This window comes from Cellulomonas sp. FA1, assembly GCF_000986825.1.
GTDB lineage: Bacteria > Actinomycetota > Actinomycetes > Actinomycetales > Cellulomonadaceae > Cellulomonas > Cellulomonas iranensis.
Genome location: NZ_LBMY01000001.1, coordinates 2,093,040 through 2,108,814, shown reverse-complemented (window position 1 = coordinate 2,108,814; position 15,775 = coordinate 2,093,040). Strand labels below are relative to the sequence as shown.

Annotated in this window: 16 protein-coding genes and 3 tRNA genes; 12 read left to right on the top strand and 7 right to left on the bottom strand. The window is 75.3% G+C overall.

The features are described from left to right. Positions 1 to 55 precede the first annotated feature (55 nt). The 10 genes from GY42_RS09545 to purM all read left to right on the top strand — a co-directional run bounded on the left by GY42_RS09545 (position 56) and on the right by purM (position 11,582). Positions 56 to 796, top strand: coding sequence for an alpha/beta fold hydrolase (locus GY42_RS09545; RefSeq protein WP_046529159.1), 741 nt, complete (start codon positions 56 to 58; stop codon positions 794 to 796). Between the two features lie 85 nt (positions 797 to 881). Then, positions 882 to 2,366, top strand: coding sequence for an RNB domain-containing ribonuclease (locus GY42_RS09540; RefSeq protein WP_052748288.1), 1,485 nt, complete (start codon positions 882 to 884; stop codon positions 2,364 to 2,366). Further along, complete coding sequence (locus GY42_RS09535) at positions 2,363 to 3,190, top strand: M15 family metallopeptidase (RefSeq protein ID WP_046529158.1); 828 nt, start codon at positions 2,363 to 2,365, stop codon at positions 3,188 to 3,190. Before GY42_RS09540 ends, GY42_RS09535 begins: the two co-directional genes overlap by 4 nt. A gap of 73 nt (positions 3,191 to 3,263) precedes the next feature. Continuing rightward, positions 3,264 to 4,370 carry a ribosome small subunit-dependent GTPase A gene (rsgA, locus tag GY42_RS09530; protein WP_082131447.1) on the top strand — a complete coding sequence of 369 codons (1,107 nt, stop codon included), beginning with the start codon at positions 3,264 to 3,266 and terminating at the stop codon, positions 4,368 to 4,370. Positions 4,371 to 4,628: 258 nt separating this feature from the next. Further along, complete coding sequence (locus tag GY42_RS09525) at positions 4,629 to 5,993, top strand: glycoside hydrolase family 6 protein (protein ID WP_046529157.1); 1,365 nt, start codon at positions 4,629 to 4,631, stop codon at positions 5,991 to 5,993. Between the two features lie 264 nt (positions 5,994 to 6,257). Continuing rightward, positions 6,258 to 7,595, top strand: a complete 1,338-nt coding sequence (gene gdhA, locus GY42_RS09520) for an NADP-specific glutamate dehydrogenase (RefSeq protein WP_046529156.1) — start codon at positions 6,258 to 6,260, stop codon at positions 7,593 to 7,595. 262 nt (positions 7,596 to 7,857) lie between these two features. Then, positions 7,858 to 8,235 (top strand): sterol carrier family protein, encoded by a 378-nt coding sequence (locus tag GY42_RS09515; RefSeq protein WP_046529155.1) that lies wholly within the window; start codon positions 7,858 to 7,860, stop codon positions 8,233 to 8,235. Positions 8,236 to 8,423: 188 nt separating this feature from the next. Beyond that, positions 8,424 to 8,828 (top strand): histidine kinase, encoded by a 405-nt coding sequence (locus GY42_RS09510; RefSeq protein WP_236686757.1) that lies wholly within the window; start codon positions 8,424 to 8,426, stop codon positions 8,826 to 8,828. A gap of 88 nt (positions 8,829 to 8,916) precedes the next feature. Beyond that, on the top strand, positions 8,917 to 10,464 hold the full coding sequence (gene purF / locus GY42_RS09505; RefSeq protein ID WP_046529154.1) for an amidophosphoribosyltransferase: 1,548 nt from the start codon (positions 8,917 to 8,919) through the stop codon (positions 10,462 to 10,464). Beyond that, positions 10,461 to 11,582 carry a phosphoribosylformylglycinamidine cyclo-ligase gene (gene purM, locus GY42_RS09500; protein ID WP_046529153.1) on the top strand — a complete coding sequence of 374 codons (1,122 nt, stop codon included), beginning with the start codon at positions 10,461 to 10,463 and terminating at the stop codon, positions 11,580 to 11,582. The genes purF and purM overlap by 4 nt, the downstream gene beginning before the upstream one ends. 440 nt (positions 11,583 to 12,022) lie before the next feature. Here purM and GY42_RS09490 read toward each other — a convergent pair whose 3' ends face one another. Next, a complete protein-coding gene (locus tag GY42_RS09490) occupies positions 12,023 to 12,235 on the bottom strand; it encodes a DUF3073 domain-containing protein (RefSeq protein WP_046529151.1) in 213 nt (70 codons plus the stop codon). Positions 12,236 to 12,880: 645 nt separating this feature from the next. Between GY42_RS09490 and GY42_RS09485 the strand changes: the two genes are divergently transcribed. Then, positions 12,881 to 13,162, top strand: a complete 282-nt coding sequence (locus GY42_RS09485) for a BldC family transcriptional regulator (RefSeq protein WP_370297485.1) — start codon at positions 12,881 to 12,883, stop codon at positions 13,160 to 13,162. Positions 13,163 to 13,360: 198 nt separating this feature from the next. On the opposite strand, the gene GY42_RS09480 is transcribed toward GY42_RS09485, so the two are convergent. From GY42_RS09480 to GY42_RS09455, 6 genes are all read right to left on the bottom strand, one after another. Next, the gene (locus GY42_RS09480; RefSeq protein ID WP_046529149.1) at positions 13,361 to 13,648 is read right to left on the bottom strand and encodes a DUF3618 domain-containing protein; all 288 of its coding nucleotides are present in this window, start codon (positions 13,646 to 13,648) and stop codon (positions 13,361 to 13,363) included. After that, positions 13,645 to 14,079, bottom strand: a complete 435-nt coding sequence (locus tag GY42_RS09475) for a phage holin family protein (RefSeq protein ID WP_046529148.1) — start codon at positions 14,077 to 14,079, stop codon at positions 13,645 to 13,647. The genes GY42_RS09480 and GY42_RS09475 overlap by 4 nt, the downstream gene beginning before the upstream one ends. 143 nt (positions 14,080 to 14,222) lie before the next feature. After that, complete coding sequence (locus tag GY42_RS09470; RefSeq protein ID WP_046529147.1) at positions 14,223 to 14,654, bottom strand: phage holin family protein; 432 nt, start codon at positions 14,652 to 14,654, stop codon at positions 14,223 to 14,225. Positions 14,655 to 14,937: 283 nt separating this feature from the next. Continuing rightward, positions 14,938 to 15,010: transfer RNA gene (locus GY42_RS09465), tRNA-Phe, on the bottom strand. 39 nt (positions 15,011 to 15,049) lie between these two features. Further along, a tRNA-Asp gene (locus GY42_RS09460) sits at positions 15,050 to 15,123 on the bottom strand. Positions 15,124 to 15,177: 54 nt separating this feature from the next. Next, a tRNA-Glu gene (locus GY42_RS09455) sits at positions 15,178 to 15,250 on the bottom strand. 155 nt (positions 15,251 to 15,405) lie between these two features. Here GY42_RS09455 and GY42_RS09450 point away from each other — a divergent pair. Beyond that, positions 15,406 to 15,750: a metallopeptidase family protein gene (locus GY42_RS09450; RefSeq protein ID WP_046530773.1), complete on the top strand. Its 345-nt coding sequence runs from the start codon at positions 15,406 to 15,408 to the stop codon at positions 15,748 to 15,750. The last annotated feature ends 25 nt before the right edge of the window (positions 15,751 to 15,775 follow it).

The window sequence follows — 15,775 nt, the reverse complement described above, 5'->3', positions numbered from 1 at the left end:
ATCGTGCCAGAGACGGTGACACCCCGGTGTCCGGGCCCGGGTCGACGATCGAGGCATGAGCACCCCCGACACCACCCCGACCGTCGTCCTCGTCCCCGGCCACTGGCTGGGCGCGTGGGCCTGGGACGACGTCGTCGCCCACCTGCACGCCGCCGGTCTCGCGACCGTCGCCCTCACGCTGCCCGGCCTCGACCCGCACGACCCCGACCGCGCGACCCGCACGCTCGACGACCAGACCGCCGCCGTCGAGGACGCCGTGCGCGCCGCCGCCGAGGCGGGGCGCCCCGTCGTGCTGGTCGCGCACAGCGGCGCCAACGCGCCCGTCAGCCTGCTGCTCGACCGTCACCCCGACCTCGTGACGCACGTCGTGTGGGTCGACAGCGGACCGGTCGCACCCGGCACGGTCTTCGCGCCCGGCGCCCCCGCCGACCTCGTCGAGCTGCCGCTGCCCGACCTCGACGCGCTCGGCGCGCAGGCCAGCCTCGACGGGCTGGACGCCGACGCGCTCGCGCGGTTCCGCGACCGCGCCGTCCCCGAGCCCGGGCCCGTCCTGACGCAGGCCGTCGAGCTGGCGGACCCGCGCCGCCTCGACGTGCCCACGACCCTCGTGTGCTGCTCGATCACCGGCGCCCATGTCCGCGAGCTCGCGGACGCCGGGCACCCGATGTTCGCCGAGGTCGCCGGGCTGCGGCACGTCGACGTCGTCGACCTGCCCACGGGCCACTGGCCGATGTGGAGCCGCCCGGCGGACCTCGCCGACGTCGTCGCCGCGGTCGCCCGGCGGGCGGCCGGCTGAGGCTCGCTCCCCGGCGAGGGCGGGGCCGTCGCGCGCCCCGCCCCCGCCGGGCGGACCGCCGCCGGGGGCGCCTACAGTCGTCCCCGTGCCTGGCCGCCCCGTCCGTCTGCCCGCCCCCGTCGTCGACGACACGACCACCGTCGCCGCGGGGCTCGCGGCCCTGCGCGCCGAGGTCGAGCTGCCCGTGACCTACCCGCCGGCCGCGCTCGCCGAGGCCGCGGACGCCGCGCGTGCGCTGCCGGCCGGCGGCCACGCGCCCGGCGACCGCGCCGACCGCACCGACCTGCCTCTCGTCACGATCGACCCCGCGGGCTCGACCGACCTCGACCAGGCCGTGCACGTCGCGCGCCACGGCGCGGGCTGGCGCGTGCACTACGCGATCGCGGACGTCGCGGCGTTCGTCGTACCCGGCGGCCCGCTCGACGCCGAGACGCACCGCCGCGGCCTGACCTGCTACAGCCCCGACGGGCGCGTGCCGCTGCACCCGACCGTGCTGTCGGAGGGTGCCGCGAGCCTGCTCGCCGACCAGGACCGCCCGGCCGTGCTGTGGCGCGTCGACCTCGACGCCGACGGCGAGCCCACCGACGTGCACGTCGAGCGCGCGCTCGTGCGCAGCCGCGCCCAGCTCGCGTACGACCAGGTGCAGCGCGACCTCGACGCGGGCACCGCCGACGACGTGCTGCAGGGCGTCGCCGCGGTCGGCCGGCTGCGCGAGGAGCGCGAGCGCGCGCGGGGCGGCGCGTCCCTCGACGTGCCCGAGCAGGAGGTCGTGCGCGCCGACGACGGCACGTACGGCCTGCGGTTCCGCGCGACCCTGCCCGTCGAGGGCTGGAACGCGCAGGTCTCGCTGCTCACGGGCGTCGTCGCCGCGCGGATCATGCTCGACACGGGCGTCGGCGTGCTGCGGACGCTGCCGCCCGCGGACCCGCGCGACGTCGCCCGGCTGCGCCGCACGGCCGTCGCGCTCGGCATCGACTGGCCCGAGTCCGTGCCCTACGCCGAGCTGCTGCCGACCCTCGACTCGCGGCGCGGCCCGCACGCCGCGTTCCTCAACGAGGCCACGACCCTGTTCCGCGGCGCCGGGTACACGGCGTTCGGCGGCGACGTGGCCGCGCCCACGGGCGACGCGGCCGAGCACGCCGCGATCCGCGCGCCCTACGCGCACGTCACCGCCCCGCTGCGGCGGCTGGTCGACCGCTACGGCACCGAGGTCTGCCTCGCGGCGGTCGCGGGCCGCGACGTCCCCGACTGGGCGGCCGCCGCGCTGCCGGGCCTGCCGGCCACGATGTCCGCGACCGGCCGCCGCCTGGGCGCCTTCGACCGCGGCGTGCTCGACCTCGTCGAGGCGGTCGTGCTCGCGCCGCACGTCGGCGCGACGTTCTCCGGCGTCGTCGTCGACGCGGACGAGCCCCGCGAGGGCCGCGCACGCGGTGCGCTGCAGCTGCGCGAGCCCGCGGTCGTCGCGCGCGTGACCTCGCACGACGGCCCGCTCCCGCTGGGCGGCGCGCTCGACGCGCGGCTCGACGAGGTCTCGGTGCCGCAGCGGCGCGTGCGGTTCGTGACGCCGTGACGCGCCGGACCGTCCTGCGGGCCGTGGGCGTGCCGCTCGGCGTCGCGGCGCTCGTCGCGGGGGTCGGTGCGGCCGCGGGGCTGTGGGGTGCGGACCCCGAGCCGCCGCCCGCTGTCGCGACCGTGTCCTGGGAGGGCGTGCTCACCGCGCCCACGACGGCCCCGACGCCGGCCGACCCGACGCCCGAGCCGCCCGCCCCTGCGCCCGAGCCGCCCGCACCGGCGTTCGACCTCGAGCGCCACTCCACGACCGACCCGACCAGCCCCTGGGTCGTCGTCAACAAGCAGCACCCGGTCCCCGCCGAGCACGTGCCGCCCGACCTGGTCGACGTCGCGCCCGGCGTGCAGCTGCGCGCCGACGTCGCGCCCGACCTCGCGGCGATGGTCGAGGCCGCCGCACCCGCCGGTGCGCGCCTCGGGGTCCTCTCGGGGTACCGGTCGTACCGGGACCAGGCGGTGACCCGTGCGGCCATCGAGGCCCGTCGCGGGTTCGAGCACGCCGAGCGGTACTCGGCCCGGCCGGGGTTCTCCGAGCACCAGACCGGGCTCGCGGTCGACCTCGGCTCGGGCACGCAGCCGGGCTGCGACCTGCAGTCCTGCTTCGCGCAGACCGCCGAGGGCGCGTGGCTCGCCGAGCACGCCTGGGAGTTCGGGTTCGTCGTGCGCTACACCGAGGCGAACACCGAGGTCACGGGCTACGCGCCCGAGGGCTGGCACCTGCGGTGGGTCGGCCGCGACCTGGCCGCGTACCTGCACGGCGCGGGCGTCGGCTCCCTCGAGGAGGCGTTCGGGGTGCCCGGCGGGCCGGTCTACGCCGGCGGCTGACCCGCGAGCGCGGGCCGCGGACCCGCGGAAATCCGCGTGCCGGGCGCGGGGCGAGCGGCCTACCGTCGCGGCCATGCCCGACCCCACCGCGTCCGACGCCGCCGCGTCCGAGCACGCACCGTCCGTCGCGCCGTCGGCCGCCGCCGACGGCGGGCCGTCGCGCGCCCGCGTCGTGCGGGTGGACCGGGGTGCGGTGCGGGTCGTGCCCGCCGACGACCTCACGGCCGAGCCGCGGCGCGCGGCCCTGCCCCGTGACGGTCTCGTGCCGCTGCCCGACGGCACGCCCGTGCCGCCCGCGGTGGGCGACGTGGTCGACGTCGAGGAGGTCGACGTCACGGGAGGGGAGCCGCGCGTCGTCGCGCTGCACGAGCGGCGCACGGCGCTCGTGCGGGACTCCGCGGGACGCACGTCGCTCGAGCAGGTCGTGGCGGCGAACGTCGACGTCGTGCTGGTCGTCGAGCACCTCGACCCCGACCCGGCGCCGGGGCGCGTCGAGCGGCTGCTGACGCTCGCGTGGCGCTCGGGCGCTCGCCCGGTCGTGGTCCTCACCAAGGCGGACCTCGTGCCGGACCCGGACGGCATGGCCGCGCAGGTCGCCGAGCTGGCGGTGGGCGTCGACGTGCACGTCGTGAGCGTCGTGACCGGGCGCGGGCTCGACGCGGTGCGCGACCTGCTCGAGCCGGGGGTCGCGCTCGTGGTGGTGGGGCCGTCGGGCGCGGGCAAGTCGACGCTGGTCAACGCGGTCGTGGGTCGTGACGTGATGGCGACGGGCGAGGCGCGTGCGGACGGCCGTGGGCGGCACACCACGACGCACCGCGAGCTCGTGCCGCTGCCCGGCGGCGCCGTCCTCATCGACACGCCCGGCGTCCGTGGCGTCGGTCTGGTGGCCGAGCCCGACGCGATCGACGCGGCGTTCGCCGACGTCGCCGCGCTCGCGGCGGCGTGCCGGTTCCGCGACTGCGCGCACGAGACGGAGCCGGGCTGCGCGGTGCGCGCCGCGGTGGCCGACGGCGAGCTGAGCGAGCGTCGGCTGACGAGCTGGCGCCACCTGCTCGCGGAGGCGGCGCACCAGGCCCGCCGGGCGGACGCGCGACTCGCGGCGCAGGAGCGCGAGCGGCGCAAGCAGGCCACGCGCGAGTACCACCGGCACGTGCGCGGGCCGCGGGGAGCGCGCGGCTGACGTCGGGCCCTGACGGACGTGGAGGCGCAGGTCGGGGCGCTGGGAGCGCTGCCGGTCGGCGAACCGGTTCGACGGCACCGAGTCACGATGCCGAAACGATTAGGAGACCCCGCAGCGCTCGCCATCCCTCACCCGCCTCGGGTGTGATCGACAGGTCGCCCGGGCAGGCGCGTCGACGACGACGCCCGTCCCGGGGGTGCCGGCCGCGGCCGTGCCGCACCGGTGCGCACCCCACGTCGACCCACCCGAGGAGAGCCCATGTCCCCCCGATCGAACGTGTCGCGCCTGCGGCGCACGGTCGTCGCGGCCACCGCCGCCGCGGCGGTCGCGACCGCCGGCCTCAGCGCGCTCACGGCGACCGCCGCGCAGGCCGCGGCCGGCTGCCGCGTCGACTACGCCGTGTCGAGCCAGTGGTCCGGCGGGTTCGGCGCCACCGTCACCGTCACCAACCTCGGCGACCCCGTGTCGTCGTGGGACCTGCGCTGGACCTTCCCGAACGGCCAGAGCGTCCAGCAGGCGTGGAACGCCACCGTCTCGACCACCGGCTCGCAGGTCTCCGCCAAGAACGTCGGGTGGAACGGCAGCCTCGGCACCGGCGCCTCGGCGCAGTTCGGCTTCAACGGCTCGTGGAGCGGCAGCAACGGCGTGCCCGCGTCGTTCACGCTCAACGGCACGACGTGCACCGGTGGCGTCACGCAGCCGACCACGCAGCCCACGACGCAGCCCACGACCCAGCCCACCACGCAGCCGACGACCCAGCCGACCACGCCGCCGGTGTCGAGCAGCCAGTTCTACGTCGACCCCGAGACCGCCGCCTACGCCGCGTGGCAGGCCGCGTCCGGCAACGACAAGAACCTGCTCGCCAAGATCGCCCTCACGCCGCAGGCGCTGTGGATCGGCGACTGGGCGAGCGCCGCCGAGACGCAGGCGACGGTCCGCGACTACACCGGCCGCGCCCGCACGGCCGGCAAGACCGCGCAGATCGTCGTCTACGCGATCCCCGGGCGCGACTGCGGCTCGTACTCCGGCGGCGGCGTCGCGACCTCCGAGTACGCGCGCTGGGTCGACACCGTCGCGGCCGGCATCCAGGGCAACCCGTGGGTCGTCCTCGAGCCCGACGCGCTCGCGCAGCTCGGCGACTGCGCCGGCCAGGGCGACCGTGTCGGCTTCCTGCAGTACGCCGCGAAGTCCCTGACCGCCAAGGGTGCCCGCGTGTACATCGACGCCGGCAACTCGGCGTGGCTCTCGGCGTCGGAGGCCGCCAACCGCCTCAACCGCGTCGGCTTCACCGACGCCGTCGGGTTCTCGCTCAACGTCTCCAACTACCGCACCACCGCCGAGGCCAAGGCCTACGGCCAGGAGATCTCGCGGCTCACGGGCGGCAAGCGGTTCGTCATCGACACCTCGCGCAACGGCAACGGCGCGAGCGGCAGCGAGTGGTGCAACCCGCGCGGCCGCGCGCTGGGCGACAAGCCCGTCGCGGTGAACGACGGCTCCGGCCTCGACGCGCTGCTGTGGATCAAGCGCCCCGGCGAGTCCGACGGCACGTGCAACGGCGGCCCGTCGGCCGGTGCCTGGTGGCAGGAGATCGCGCTCGAGCTCGCGCGCAACGCGACGTGGTGACCGCGGTGGTGCGGTGACGCTCGCGTCGCCGCACCACCCGCACCGGCGCAGCACCGCCCGCCGTGCGGCGGGACGAGGCCGCGGGCACCCCGCACCGGGTGCCCGCGGCCTCGTCGCGTCGGCGCACGGACCTGCGAGAGCACCCCCGGCGTACGCTCGCGCGAAACCCGGACGACCACGGACCGGACGTCCTGTCCAGGACACGGACGCGCGGCTCTAGGCTCGACCAGTTTCCCGATCCTCGCTGAGCAGAGCGGAGTCGACATGAAGCTGCAGCTGCAGCACGCCCTCGAGCAGGTGCTCGCCCGGAACCCCGGCGAGCGCGAGTTCCACCAGGCGGTCACCGAGGTGTTCGAGAGCCTGGGCCCCGTGCTGGACCGGAACCCGCACTACGTCGACGCCGCGGTGCTCGAGCGCCTGTGCGAGCCCGAGCGGCAGATCATCTTCCGCGTGCCGTGGGTCGACGACTCGGGGCACGTGCGCATCAACCGCGGCTTCCGCGTCGAGTTCAACTCCGCGCTCGGCCCGTACAAGGGCGGCCTGCGGTTCCACCCGTCGGTGTACCTCGGCATCGTCAAGTTCCTGGGCTTCGAGCAGGTCTTCAAGAACTCGCTCACCGACATGCCCATCGGCGGTGGCAAGGGCGGGTCCGACTTCGACCCGCGCGGCCGGTCCAACGGCGAGGTCATGCGGTTCTGCCAGTCGTTCATGACCGAGCTGTACCGGCACATCGGCGAGCACACCGACGTGCCCGCGGGCGACATCGGCGTCGGCGGCCGCGAGATCGGCTACCTGTTCGGCCAGTACAAGCGCATCACCAACCGCTACGAGTCGGGCGTCATCACCGGCAAGGGCGTCACGTGGGGCGGCTCGCTCGTCCGCACCGAGGCCACCGGGTACGGCACCGTGCTGTTCGCCGAGCGCATGCTCGCGACGCGCGGCCTGTCGTTCGACGGCATGCGCGTGGTCGTCTCCGGGTCGGGCAACGTCGCGATCCACGCGATCGAGAAGGCGCAGGCGCTCGGCGCGCACGTCGTCGCGTGCTCCGACTCGCGCGGCTACGTCGTCGACGAGAAGGGCATCGACCTCGACGTCCTGCGCCAGGTGCGCGACGTCGAGCGCAAGCCGGTCTCGGCGTACGTCGACAGCCGACCCGGTGCGCACTACGTCGCCGACGCGCGCGTGTGGCAGGTCGACGCGCAGGTCGCGCTGCCGTGCGCGACGCAGAACGAGCTCGACGAGCGGGACGCCAAGCGCATGGTCGACGCGGGTCTGCTCGCGGTCGCCGAGGGCGCCAACATGCCCACGACGCCCGAGGCCGTCGCGCTCCTGCAGGACGCGGGCGTGCTCTACGCGCCCGGCAAGGCGGCCAACGCCGGCGGCGTCGCGACGTCCGCGCTCGAGATGCAGCAGAACGCGACGCGCGACTCGTGGTCGTTCGAGCACACCGAGGAGCGGCTCGCCGGGATCATGGCGCGCATCCACGACCGCTGCGCCGAGACCGCCGAGGAGTACGGCCACCCCGGCAACTACGTGCTCGGCGCCAACATCGCGGGCTTCACCAAGGTCGCCGACGCGATGCTCGCCCTCGGCGTCGTCTGACGCGTCTGACCCGTCCGGCCCCGGCCGGCCCGTCTGCCCGACGACCCCGTGATCGGTCGCGCCCGCCGGCTCCGGCACGCGACCGTTCACGGGGTCGTCGTCGCTCGGCGCGCGTCTGCGCGACGGATCGCGGCGTGGGCGCGGGGGTGGCGGGCTCCGGCGGGTGAGCCCGTCATCGGTCGTCGCGGAGGTGCCGCGGGGCGACCGAGCGCCGTGTCGCAGCGCGCAGCATCCGCCGTGCCGTGTGGGGGAGGATGGGGCCGTGCCGCCCCGCCGACGTACCGACCCCGCCGACGGCCGCGCCGCGCTGCAGGCGTGGCGCGCCGACCCCGACGGCGTGCCGCTCGCGACGCGCCGCACGGCCGTGCGGTTCGCGCTCGAGGAGCTCGCCGACGTCGCACCCGGCAACTCCGTCGAGGTGCGCGTGCCGCCCGACGGCGCCGTGCAGGCCGTCGAGGGCCCCCGGCACACGCGCGGCACGCCGCCCAACGTCGTCGAGACCGACCCCGTCACGTGGCTGCGGCTCGTCACCGGCGACCTCACCTGGGACGACGCTCTGGCCTCGGGTCGCGTGCAGGCGTCGGGCGAGCGCGCCGACCTCGCCGGGCTCCTGCCGCTGCAGGCCGCTCGCCCCCGCTGACCGTCCGCCCCCGCACCCGCTCTACCGCCCCGGCCCACCGCCGCCCGCGTGCCACCTCCTCGCCCGCTCCCCGCCGACGGACAGGCTCGCGGACCGACGGACAGGGGCGTGCACGTGTCCGTCGCGTCGGGACGGTGTCCGTCGGCGGTGAGGCGGGGCCGTCGGAGGGGCTGACCTAGGATCGGTGGGTGCCCGACGCCCCCCGCCCCGACGACGCGCGCCCCGACGAGACCGACGGCGTGCCCGGTGACGTCGCGCGCCCCGACGTGCCCGGTGACGTGCCGTCCGAGGCCGAGCTCGAGCGCATCGCGACGCCCGCGACCGTGCGGCGTGCCCCGCGGTACCGCGCGTTCATGGTGACCGGTGCGCTCGTGGGCGTCGTCGTCGCGCTGGTCGTCGCGTTCGCGACCGCGGGCAGCAGCGGCGTCGCGTCCGACGACGGCGGCGTGCTGCCGTTCCTCGGCGGCCAGAACGGCGTGCGCTGGCTGCTCGCGCTGACCGGCGCGGTCGTCGGCAGCTTCGCCGGCGGTGGCGTCGCGGCGTTCGTCGACCGTCGCAGCGCGCGCCGCGCGCGGGGTTCCGTGCGACCCTGACCTGCGAGGACGCACCCCGAGCGCGGTGGGTGCGACGCCTCGCGGACCGGGTGGACCCGCCCCCTGCGGGGTGTGCGACCATGGTCCCGTGGCCCCCCGCGCAGACGGACGTCTCAACCACGACCTTCTACCCGGCGAGAAAGGCCCGCAGGACGCCTGCGGGGTCTTCGGCGTCTGGGCTCCCGGTGAGGAGGTCGCGAAGCTCACCTACTTCGGGCTCTACGCGCTCCAGCACCGGGGTCAGGAGTCGGCTGGCATCGCGACGTCGAACGGTTCCCAGCTCCTCGTCTACAAGGACATGGGACTGGTCTCCCAGGTGTTCGACGAGACCGCGCTGAACGCCCTGCAGGGGCACATCGCGATCGGGCACACGCGCTACTCGACGACCGGCGGGTCGACGTGGGAGAACGCGCAGCCGACGCTCGGCCCGACGGCCGCCGGCACGGTGGCGCTCGGCCACAACGGCAACCTCACCAACACCGCCGAGCTCGTCGACCTCGTCGCCGAGCGGTACGGCAGCCAGCGACGCGGCGAGCTCGCGCGCGGCAACACGACCGACACGGCGCTCATCACGGCGCTGCTCGCCGGCGACCCGGACCACACGCTCGAGGCCACGGCGCTCGAGGTGCTGCCGCGCCTGCGCGGCGCGTTCTGCCTCGTGTTCATGGACGAGCGCACGCTCTACGCGGCGCGCGACCCGCAGGGCGTGCGGCCGCTGGTCCTCGGCCGGACCGAGCGCGGCTGGGTGGTCGCCTCCGAGACGCCCGCGCTCGACATCGTCGGTGCGTCGTACGTGCGCGAGGTCGAGCCCGGCGAGTTCATCGCGATCGACTCCGACGGTCTGCGCTCGACGCGGTTCGCGCCCGTCGACCGCGCGGGCTGCGTGTTCGAGTACGTGTACCTCGCGCGCCCCGACACCGCGATCAAGGGGCGGTCGGTGCACGCGGCGCGCGTCGCGATGGGGCGCCGCCTGGCCGTCGAGCACCCGGTCGAGGCCGACCTCGTGATCCCCGTGCCCGAGTCCGGCACGCCCGCCGCCGTCGGGTACGCCGCGGAGTCCGGCATCACGTTCGGGCAGGGCCTGACGAAGAACGCGTACGTCGGCCGGACGTTCATCCAGCCGTCGCAGACGCTGCGCCAGCTGGGGATCCGCCTCAAGCTCAACCCGCTGAAGGACGTCATCCGCGGCAAGCGCCTCGTGGTCGTCGACGACACGATCGTGCGCGGCAACACGCAGCGCGCGCTCGTGCGGATGCTGCGGGAGGCCGGTGCGGCCGAGGTCCACATCCGCATCACGGCGCCGCCGGTGAAGTGGCCGTGCTTCTACGGCATCGACTTCGCGTCGCGCGCCGAGCTCATCGCGAACGGTCTGGGGGTGCGCGAGATCGCGCAGTCCCTCGGCGCCGACTCGCTCGGATACCTGTCGGAGGACGGCATGATCGCTGCGACCGAGCAGCCCGCGTCGCAGCTGTGCACGGCGTGCTTCAGCGGCGTGTACCCCATCGAGCTGCCGCCGAGCGAGCAGCTCGGCAAGCACCTGCTCGAGCAGAACGAGCTGCCGCTCGGCCAGCCCGAGGACGGCCTGCTGTCGATCGTCCCGACGTCCGGTGGCGCGTCCGCGCTGGAGCACCCGTGAGCGCCCCGCAGCCGGTGACGTACGCGTCGGCCGGTGTCGACACGGAGGCCGGTGACAAGGCTGTCGAGCTCATGAAGGACGCGGTGCGCGCGACGCACGGCCCGCAGGTGCTGGGCGGCGTCGGCGGGTTCGCCGGGCTGTACGACGCGTCCGCGCTGACGGCGTTCCGCAGGCCGCTGCTCGCGACGTCCACCGACGGCGTGGGCACGAAGGTCGCGATCGCGCAGGCCATGGACGTGCACGACACGATCGGGTTCGACCTGGTCGGCATGGTCGTGGACGACATCGTCGTGGTGGGCGCACGGCCGCTGTTCATGACCGACTACATCGCGTGCGGCAAGGTCGTGCCGGAGCGCATCGCCGACGTCGTGCGCGGCATCGCGGCCGCCTGCTCGGTCGCGGGCACCGCGCTGGTCGGCGGCGAGACCGCCGAGCACCCCGGGCTGCTCGGCCCCGACGAGTACGACGTCGCGGGCGCCGCGACGGGCGCGGTCGAGGCCGACGAGCTGCTGGGGCCGGAGCGCGTGCGCGAGGGTGACGTGCTGGTCGCGCTCGGGTCGTCGGGCCTGCACTCCAACGGCTACTCGCTGGTGCGCCGCGTCGTGCAGGTGGCGGGCTGGGGCCTGGACCGGCACGTGGACGAGCTCGGGCGCACGCTGGGCGCCGAGCTGCTCGAGCCGACGCGCGTCTACGCGTCCGACTGCCTCGCGCTCGTCGAGCGGTTCGGCGTGGCGGGCGTGCACGTGTTCTCGCACGTCACCGGCGGTGGGCTCGCGGCGAACGTCGCGCGCGTCCTCCCGGCGGGTCTCGTCGCGGACGTGGACCGCGCCTCGTGGGTGCTGCCGCCGGTGTTCTCGCTGGTGCAGGGGCTCGGGCAGGTGCCGTGGGGCGACCTCGAGGGCACCCTGAACCTGGGCGTCGGCATGGTGGCGGTCGTCGCGGCCGACGTCGCGGACGACGTGCAGCGCACGGCGCGCGAGCTCGGCATGCCCGCGTGGGTGCTCGGCTCGGTCCGTGCGTGGCGCGACGAGGACGCGACCGCCGTCGACGTGGTCGCCGGCACCAAGGGTGTGCAGGGCGGTGCGGTGCGGATGCACGGCACCTACCGCACCGTCTGACCCTGCACGGCGCCCCGGCTCGGGCTCCGCGTCGCCGTCGGCTCGCGCTCCGCGTCCGACCTCGCTGGCGCCGCGACGCGGGCGCTCGCCGGGCCGGTGACGGCAGCCTCCGCGAGCGGGGTCGGCGGAGCGCCCCGACGTCGCGGCACGGTCGGACGCGCGCCGCACGCCGTGCACGACGAGCCGGCGGCGCGGGACGCACCCGCGCGACGAGCCGGCGGCCGGGGCGGGACGTGCGAACGGTCGACGACGGACGCCGGGTGCAGGTCGGCGCCGCCTCGACGAGGCGGCGCCGACGAGCGCACGACGACAGCACCTCCGTCGTCGACGCGGTGCGTGCTCGAGGCACGACGACGTCGACGGTGTGCTCACACGTCAGTGTCGGACGAGAGAAGCCGACGGGTGCCGAGGGGAACCGCACCCGTACGACCCGAGCGCGGTCAGCGCTCGTCGTCCTCCGAGGGCCAGCGGTCCCAGCCGGCGGGCTCGCTGTCGTCCGTGTCCACCGCGCTGCGGCGGCTGTCCGTGACGACGTCGTTGTGGCGGCGAGACGAGAGCTCCTGCTCGAGAGCCCGGTAGTTCGTGTCGGGGCTGAAGTACTTCAGCTCCCGAGCGACCTTCGTCTGCTTTGCCTTCTGACGGCCGCGCCCCATGGCATCGACCCCCTCTAACGTGGAAGCGGGGCGGCTCCGTGCTCACACGTGCGGCCCCGGGGTGCTGTATCAGTCTCTTCGTGTGGCAACGGTACATGGTCGTGATCCATTCCGACCACCTGCGCGCGGGTGGGGTCGGCCACGATCGCACCTCGTGCTGGTCGGGCGTTCAGGACCGCCGTGACGCCGGTGCGTCGCCCGCTGTGACTCGCGGGGTCGTGATCTCACCCGGCGGGTCCGGACTTCGACCCCTCAGATACCACAATGCGGACGTCATGACTGTGAGGTACGTCACATCGCGACCCTCATTGCGCCCCTCGTGTGGCCCGTGACGGCCGCGTTCGCTCTCCGAACTCATGGTTGGGTCGTGGGAGGGTGATGTTCACGCTGGTCAGCACGCTGCGGCTCGTGCCTGGTGCTCCGCAGGCGCCCTCGTCGCCGAGACGGACGTCACACGAACGGGGGATTCGGGTGGCGGAGGTCGCCCAGATGTGTCCGGGTTCGCGGGGGTTTAGGGTCGTGCCACGGACGGCGCTCCAGGGACGTGGCGACGCCCGGGGCGGTCGAGGAGCTCGTCTCACCGGCCTCCCGGACGAAGCCGAGGTGTCCTGGAGTGCCCGATGTGTCAGATTCGTGTGACGACCGATGTGCCCCACCGGGCAGTCCCGGATCCGGCCTGAAGCTCCATCGCCGGGTCACGAGCAAGGAGGTAGAACCGTGTCCACCCACTCGTCAGAGACCGAGGCCCTCTTGACACCGTCCGAGGTCGCGACGCTCTTCCGAGTCGACCCCAAGACGGTCACGCGCTGGGCCAAGTCCGGCAAGCTGTCGTCCATCCGCACCCTCGGCGGCCACCGCCGCTACCGCGAGTCCGAGGTGCGGGACCTGCTCAACGGCGTGCCGCAGCCTCGCGGCACCGACGCCTGAGGGCGCAGCACCACCAGACGCCCGTCCGGGCCGACGCGCACCGTGGGGGAGTGCGTGCGGACGGCGGGCGTCCTGCGGACGCCGGAGGCGCCCGCCGGGACAGCAGGCAGCGCGACGGCCGCGTCCCGACCCGCGGATCCACCGAGGGCCGGGACGCGGCCGTCGTCGTGCCGGCGGGCGCCCGTCGTCGAGCGTGCGTCAGTCGCGGACGACCTTGCGCACGACCCCGACCACCACGAGCGCGACCACGACGCCGGCGACCACGAGCACCTTCCGTGCGTGGTCCCGGTCCTCGGGGAGCGCCGCGGGATCGGTGGCGTCGAACCACAGACGGCGGCCGCGGGCCTTGGCGCGCTCGGCCTGCCGTGCAGGGTGGACGCGGTCGACCAGCGCGTCGACCGTCGCGGCCAGCTGCTCGCGCGACAGCGTGACCTCGGCCTCGAGCGCGGCGATGTGCGGGGTGGGCGTCGTGTCCTCGGTGCTCACTGCTGGAACCCCTTCTTGACGGCCTCGACGTCCTGCTGGACGTTCTCGAGCGCACGGTCCGGCACGGGCGGCGTGCCCTGCTTGAGGTGGCGCACGCCGAGCAGCGCGAGCACGGCCGTGACCAGGAGCAGCACGACCGACACGATGAGCGCGGCGAGCCACGCCGGGACGGCGTTCGCGAGGCCGATGATGGCCGTCGCGATGAACGCCGACAGCGTGTACAGGCCGAGCACGCCCGCGCCCACGAGCAGGCCCGCGCCGATGCCGACCTGCTTGGCCTTCGACGCGAGCTCCGCCTTGGCGAGGTCGATCTCGGCCCGCACCAGGCGTGCCGCCTGCTCGCCGAGGTCGGCGACGAGCTGACCCAGCGACCGGGGGTCCTGGGGCTCGTCGGGGCGGGCGTCGGTCGCCCATCCGGAGTGCGTTGCCATTCGAGGACCTTCCTCACCTGCGGGGACGGGTGCTGCCGAAGGTCTTCAGTCTGCTGGTCCGCCCGGCTTCGCGCGAGGCCAGCCCGCGTGCCGGCGTGCCGTGCGGCCCGCGGGCGGGGCGCACGTGGGGCGTCGGGCGGGGCTCAGTCGGCCCAGGGGTGCACCTGCTCCTCGGCCGGGTGGGTGCTCGGCGGCACGGGGATGAGGCTGGGGCCGGCGGGCAGCATCGCACGGCCCCACGCGGCGGCGCCGGCCGCGAGCAGCACGAGCGCGGCCCCGACCAGCAGCGCGGACAGCCACAGCGGCACCACCTGGGCCAGCGCGACGACGCCCGCGAACGCGAGCAGCGCGACCCCCAGCGCCGTCAGCAGGGCGGCCGCCGCGAACGCGATGGCCGACGGGCGGATCTGCACGGCGCGCGTCCGCATGCTGCGGCTCACGGCGTCGAGCTCGTGCTGGACGGCGGCGCGGACCTTGTCCTCGGCGCGGACGATCCTGTCGCGCGTGCGCTCGGAGAACGGGTCGGTGATGCGGTCGAAGAGTCGTGTGCGGGGTCGCTCGCTCGTGGCGGTCACGGGGTGTCCTCGGTCGGTGGGCCTGTGATCCCACGCTAGGCGCGCAGGTGGCGCGCGCGGTCGGGACGATGGGCCCGAGCGTGGCGGCGGGCGGGTGAGGTGCCGGGTGGTGCGTGCTGCCGCTCAGGGCGGCGTCCCGTGCGGCGGGGCGGCGCGGCGGGGGAGCTCGGGTGTCGAGCGGGGCGGGCGGCGGACCCGCGGCGCGGCGTCGACTCCCGGCGGCGCGGTGCGCGGAGAGACGCGAAGACCCCCGGGCGTCCGCCCGGGGGTCTTCGGTGTGGTGTGGCTCCGACCGGCGTCGATCCGGTGACCTTTCGATTTTCAGTCGAACGCTCTACCAACTGAGCTACAGAGCCTCGATACGAGGGAGCCGACCTCTCGGTCGGCCCTCGCAGCGACCCCGACGGGACTTGAACCCGCGACCTCCGCCGTGACAGGGCGGCGCGCTAACCAACTGCGCTACGGGGCCTCGTGACGACCGAGGCCGTCGTGAAGCTTCCTGCTGATCCTGCTGCACTGCTCGTACCCCCAACGGGATTCGAACCCGTGCTACCGCCGTGAAAGGGCGGGGTCCTAGGCCGCTAGACGATGAGGGCGGGTGTCCGCCCCGGACGTCGAGGCGTCGGAAGACCGGTGATAACCATACGGGGTCTGCGGCCGATCGCCAAAACGATCCTCGCGCCGCCCGTCGCGGACGTGCTCGCGCCCTGCCGGCGCGCGCGTGACCAGGCAGGATGAGCCCGTGGTCGAGATGACGCGCGAGGAGTTCGAGGACGCGGTGCGCGACGCGCTGGACGAGATCCCGGAGGAGCTCGCCGCGATGATGGACAACGTCGTCGTGCTCGTCGAGGACGACGCCCCCGCCGACGACCCCGACCTGCTCGGTCTGTACGAGGGCACCCCGCTCACCGAGCGCGGCGAGTTCTGGGCCGCGGGGTCGCTGCCGGACCGGATCTTCGTCTACCGCAACCCGACGCTCGCGATCTGCGAGGACCGTGACGAGGTCGTCGAGGAGGTCGCGATCACGGTGGTGCACGAGGTCGCGCACCACTTCGGGATCGACGACGACCGGCTGCACGCGCTCGGCTGGGGCTGAGCCGCGCCGCACGTGAGGGGGCGGG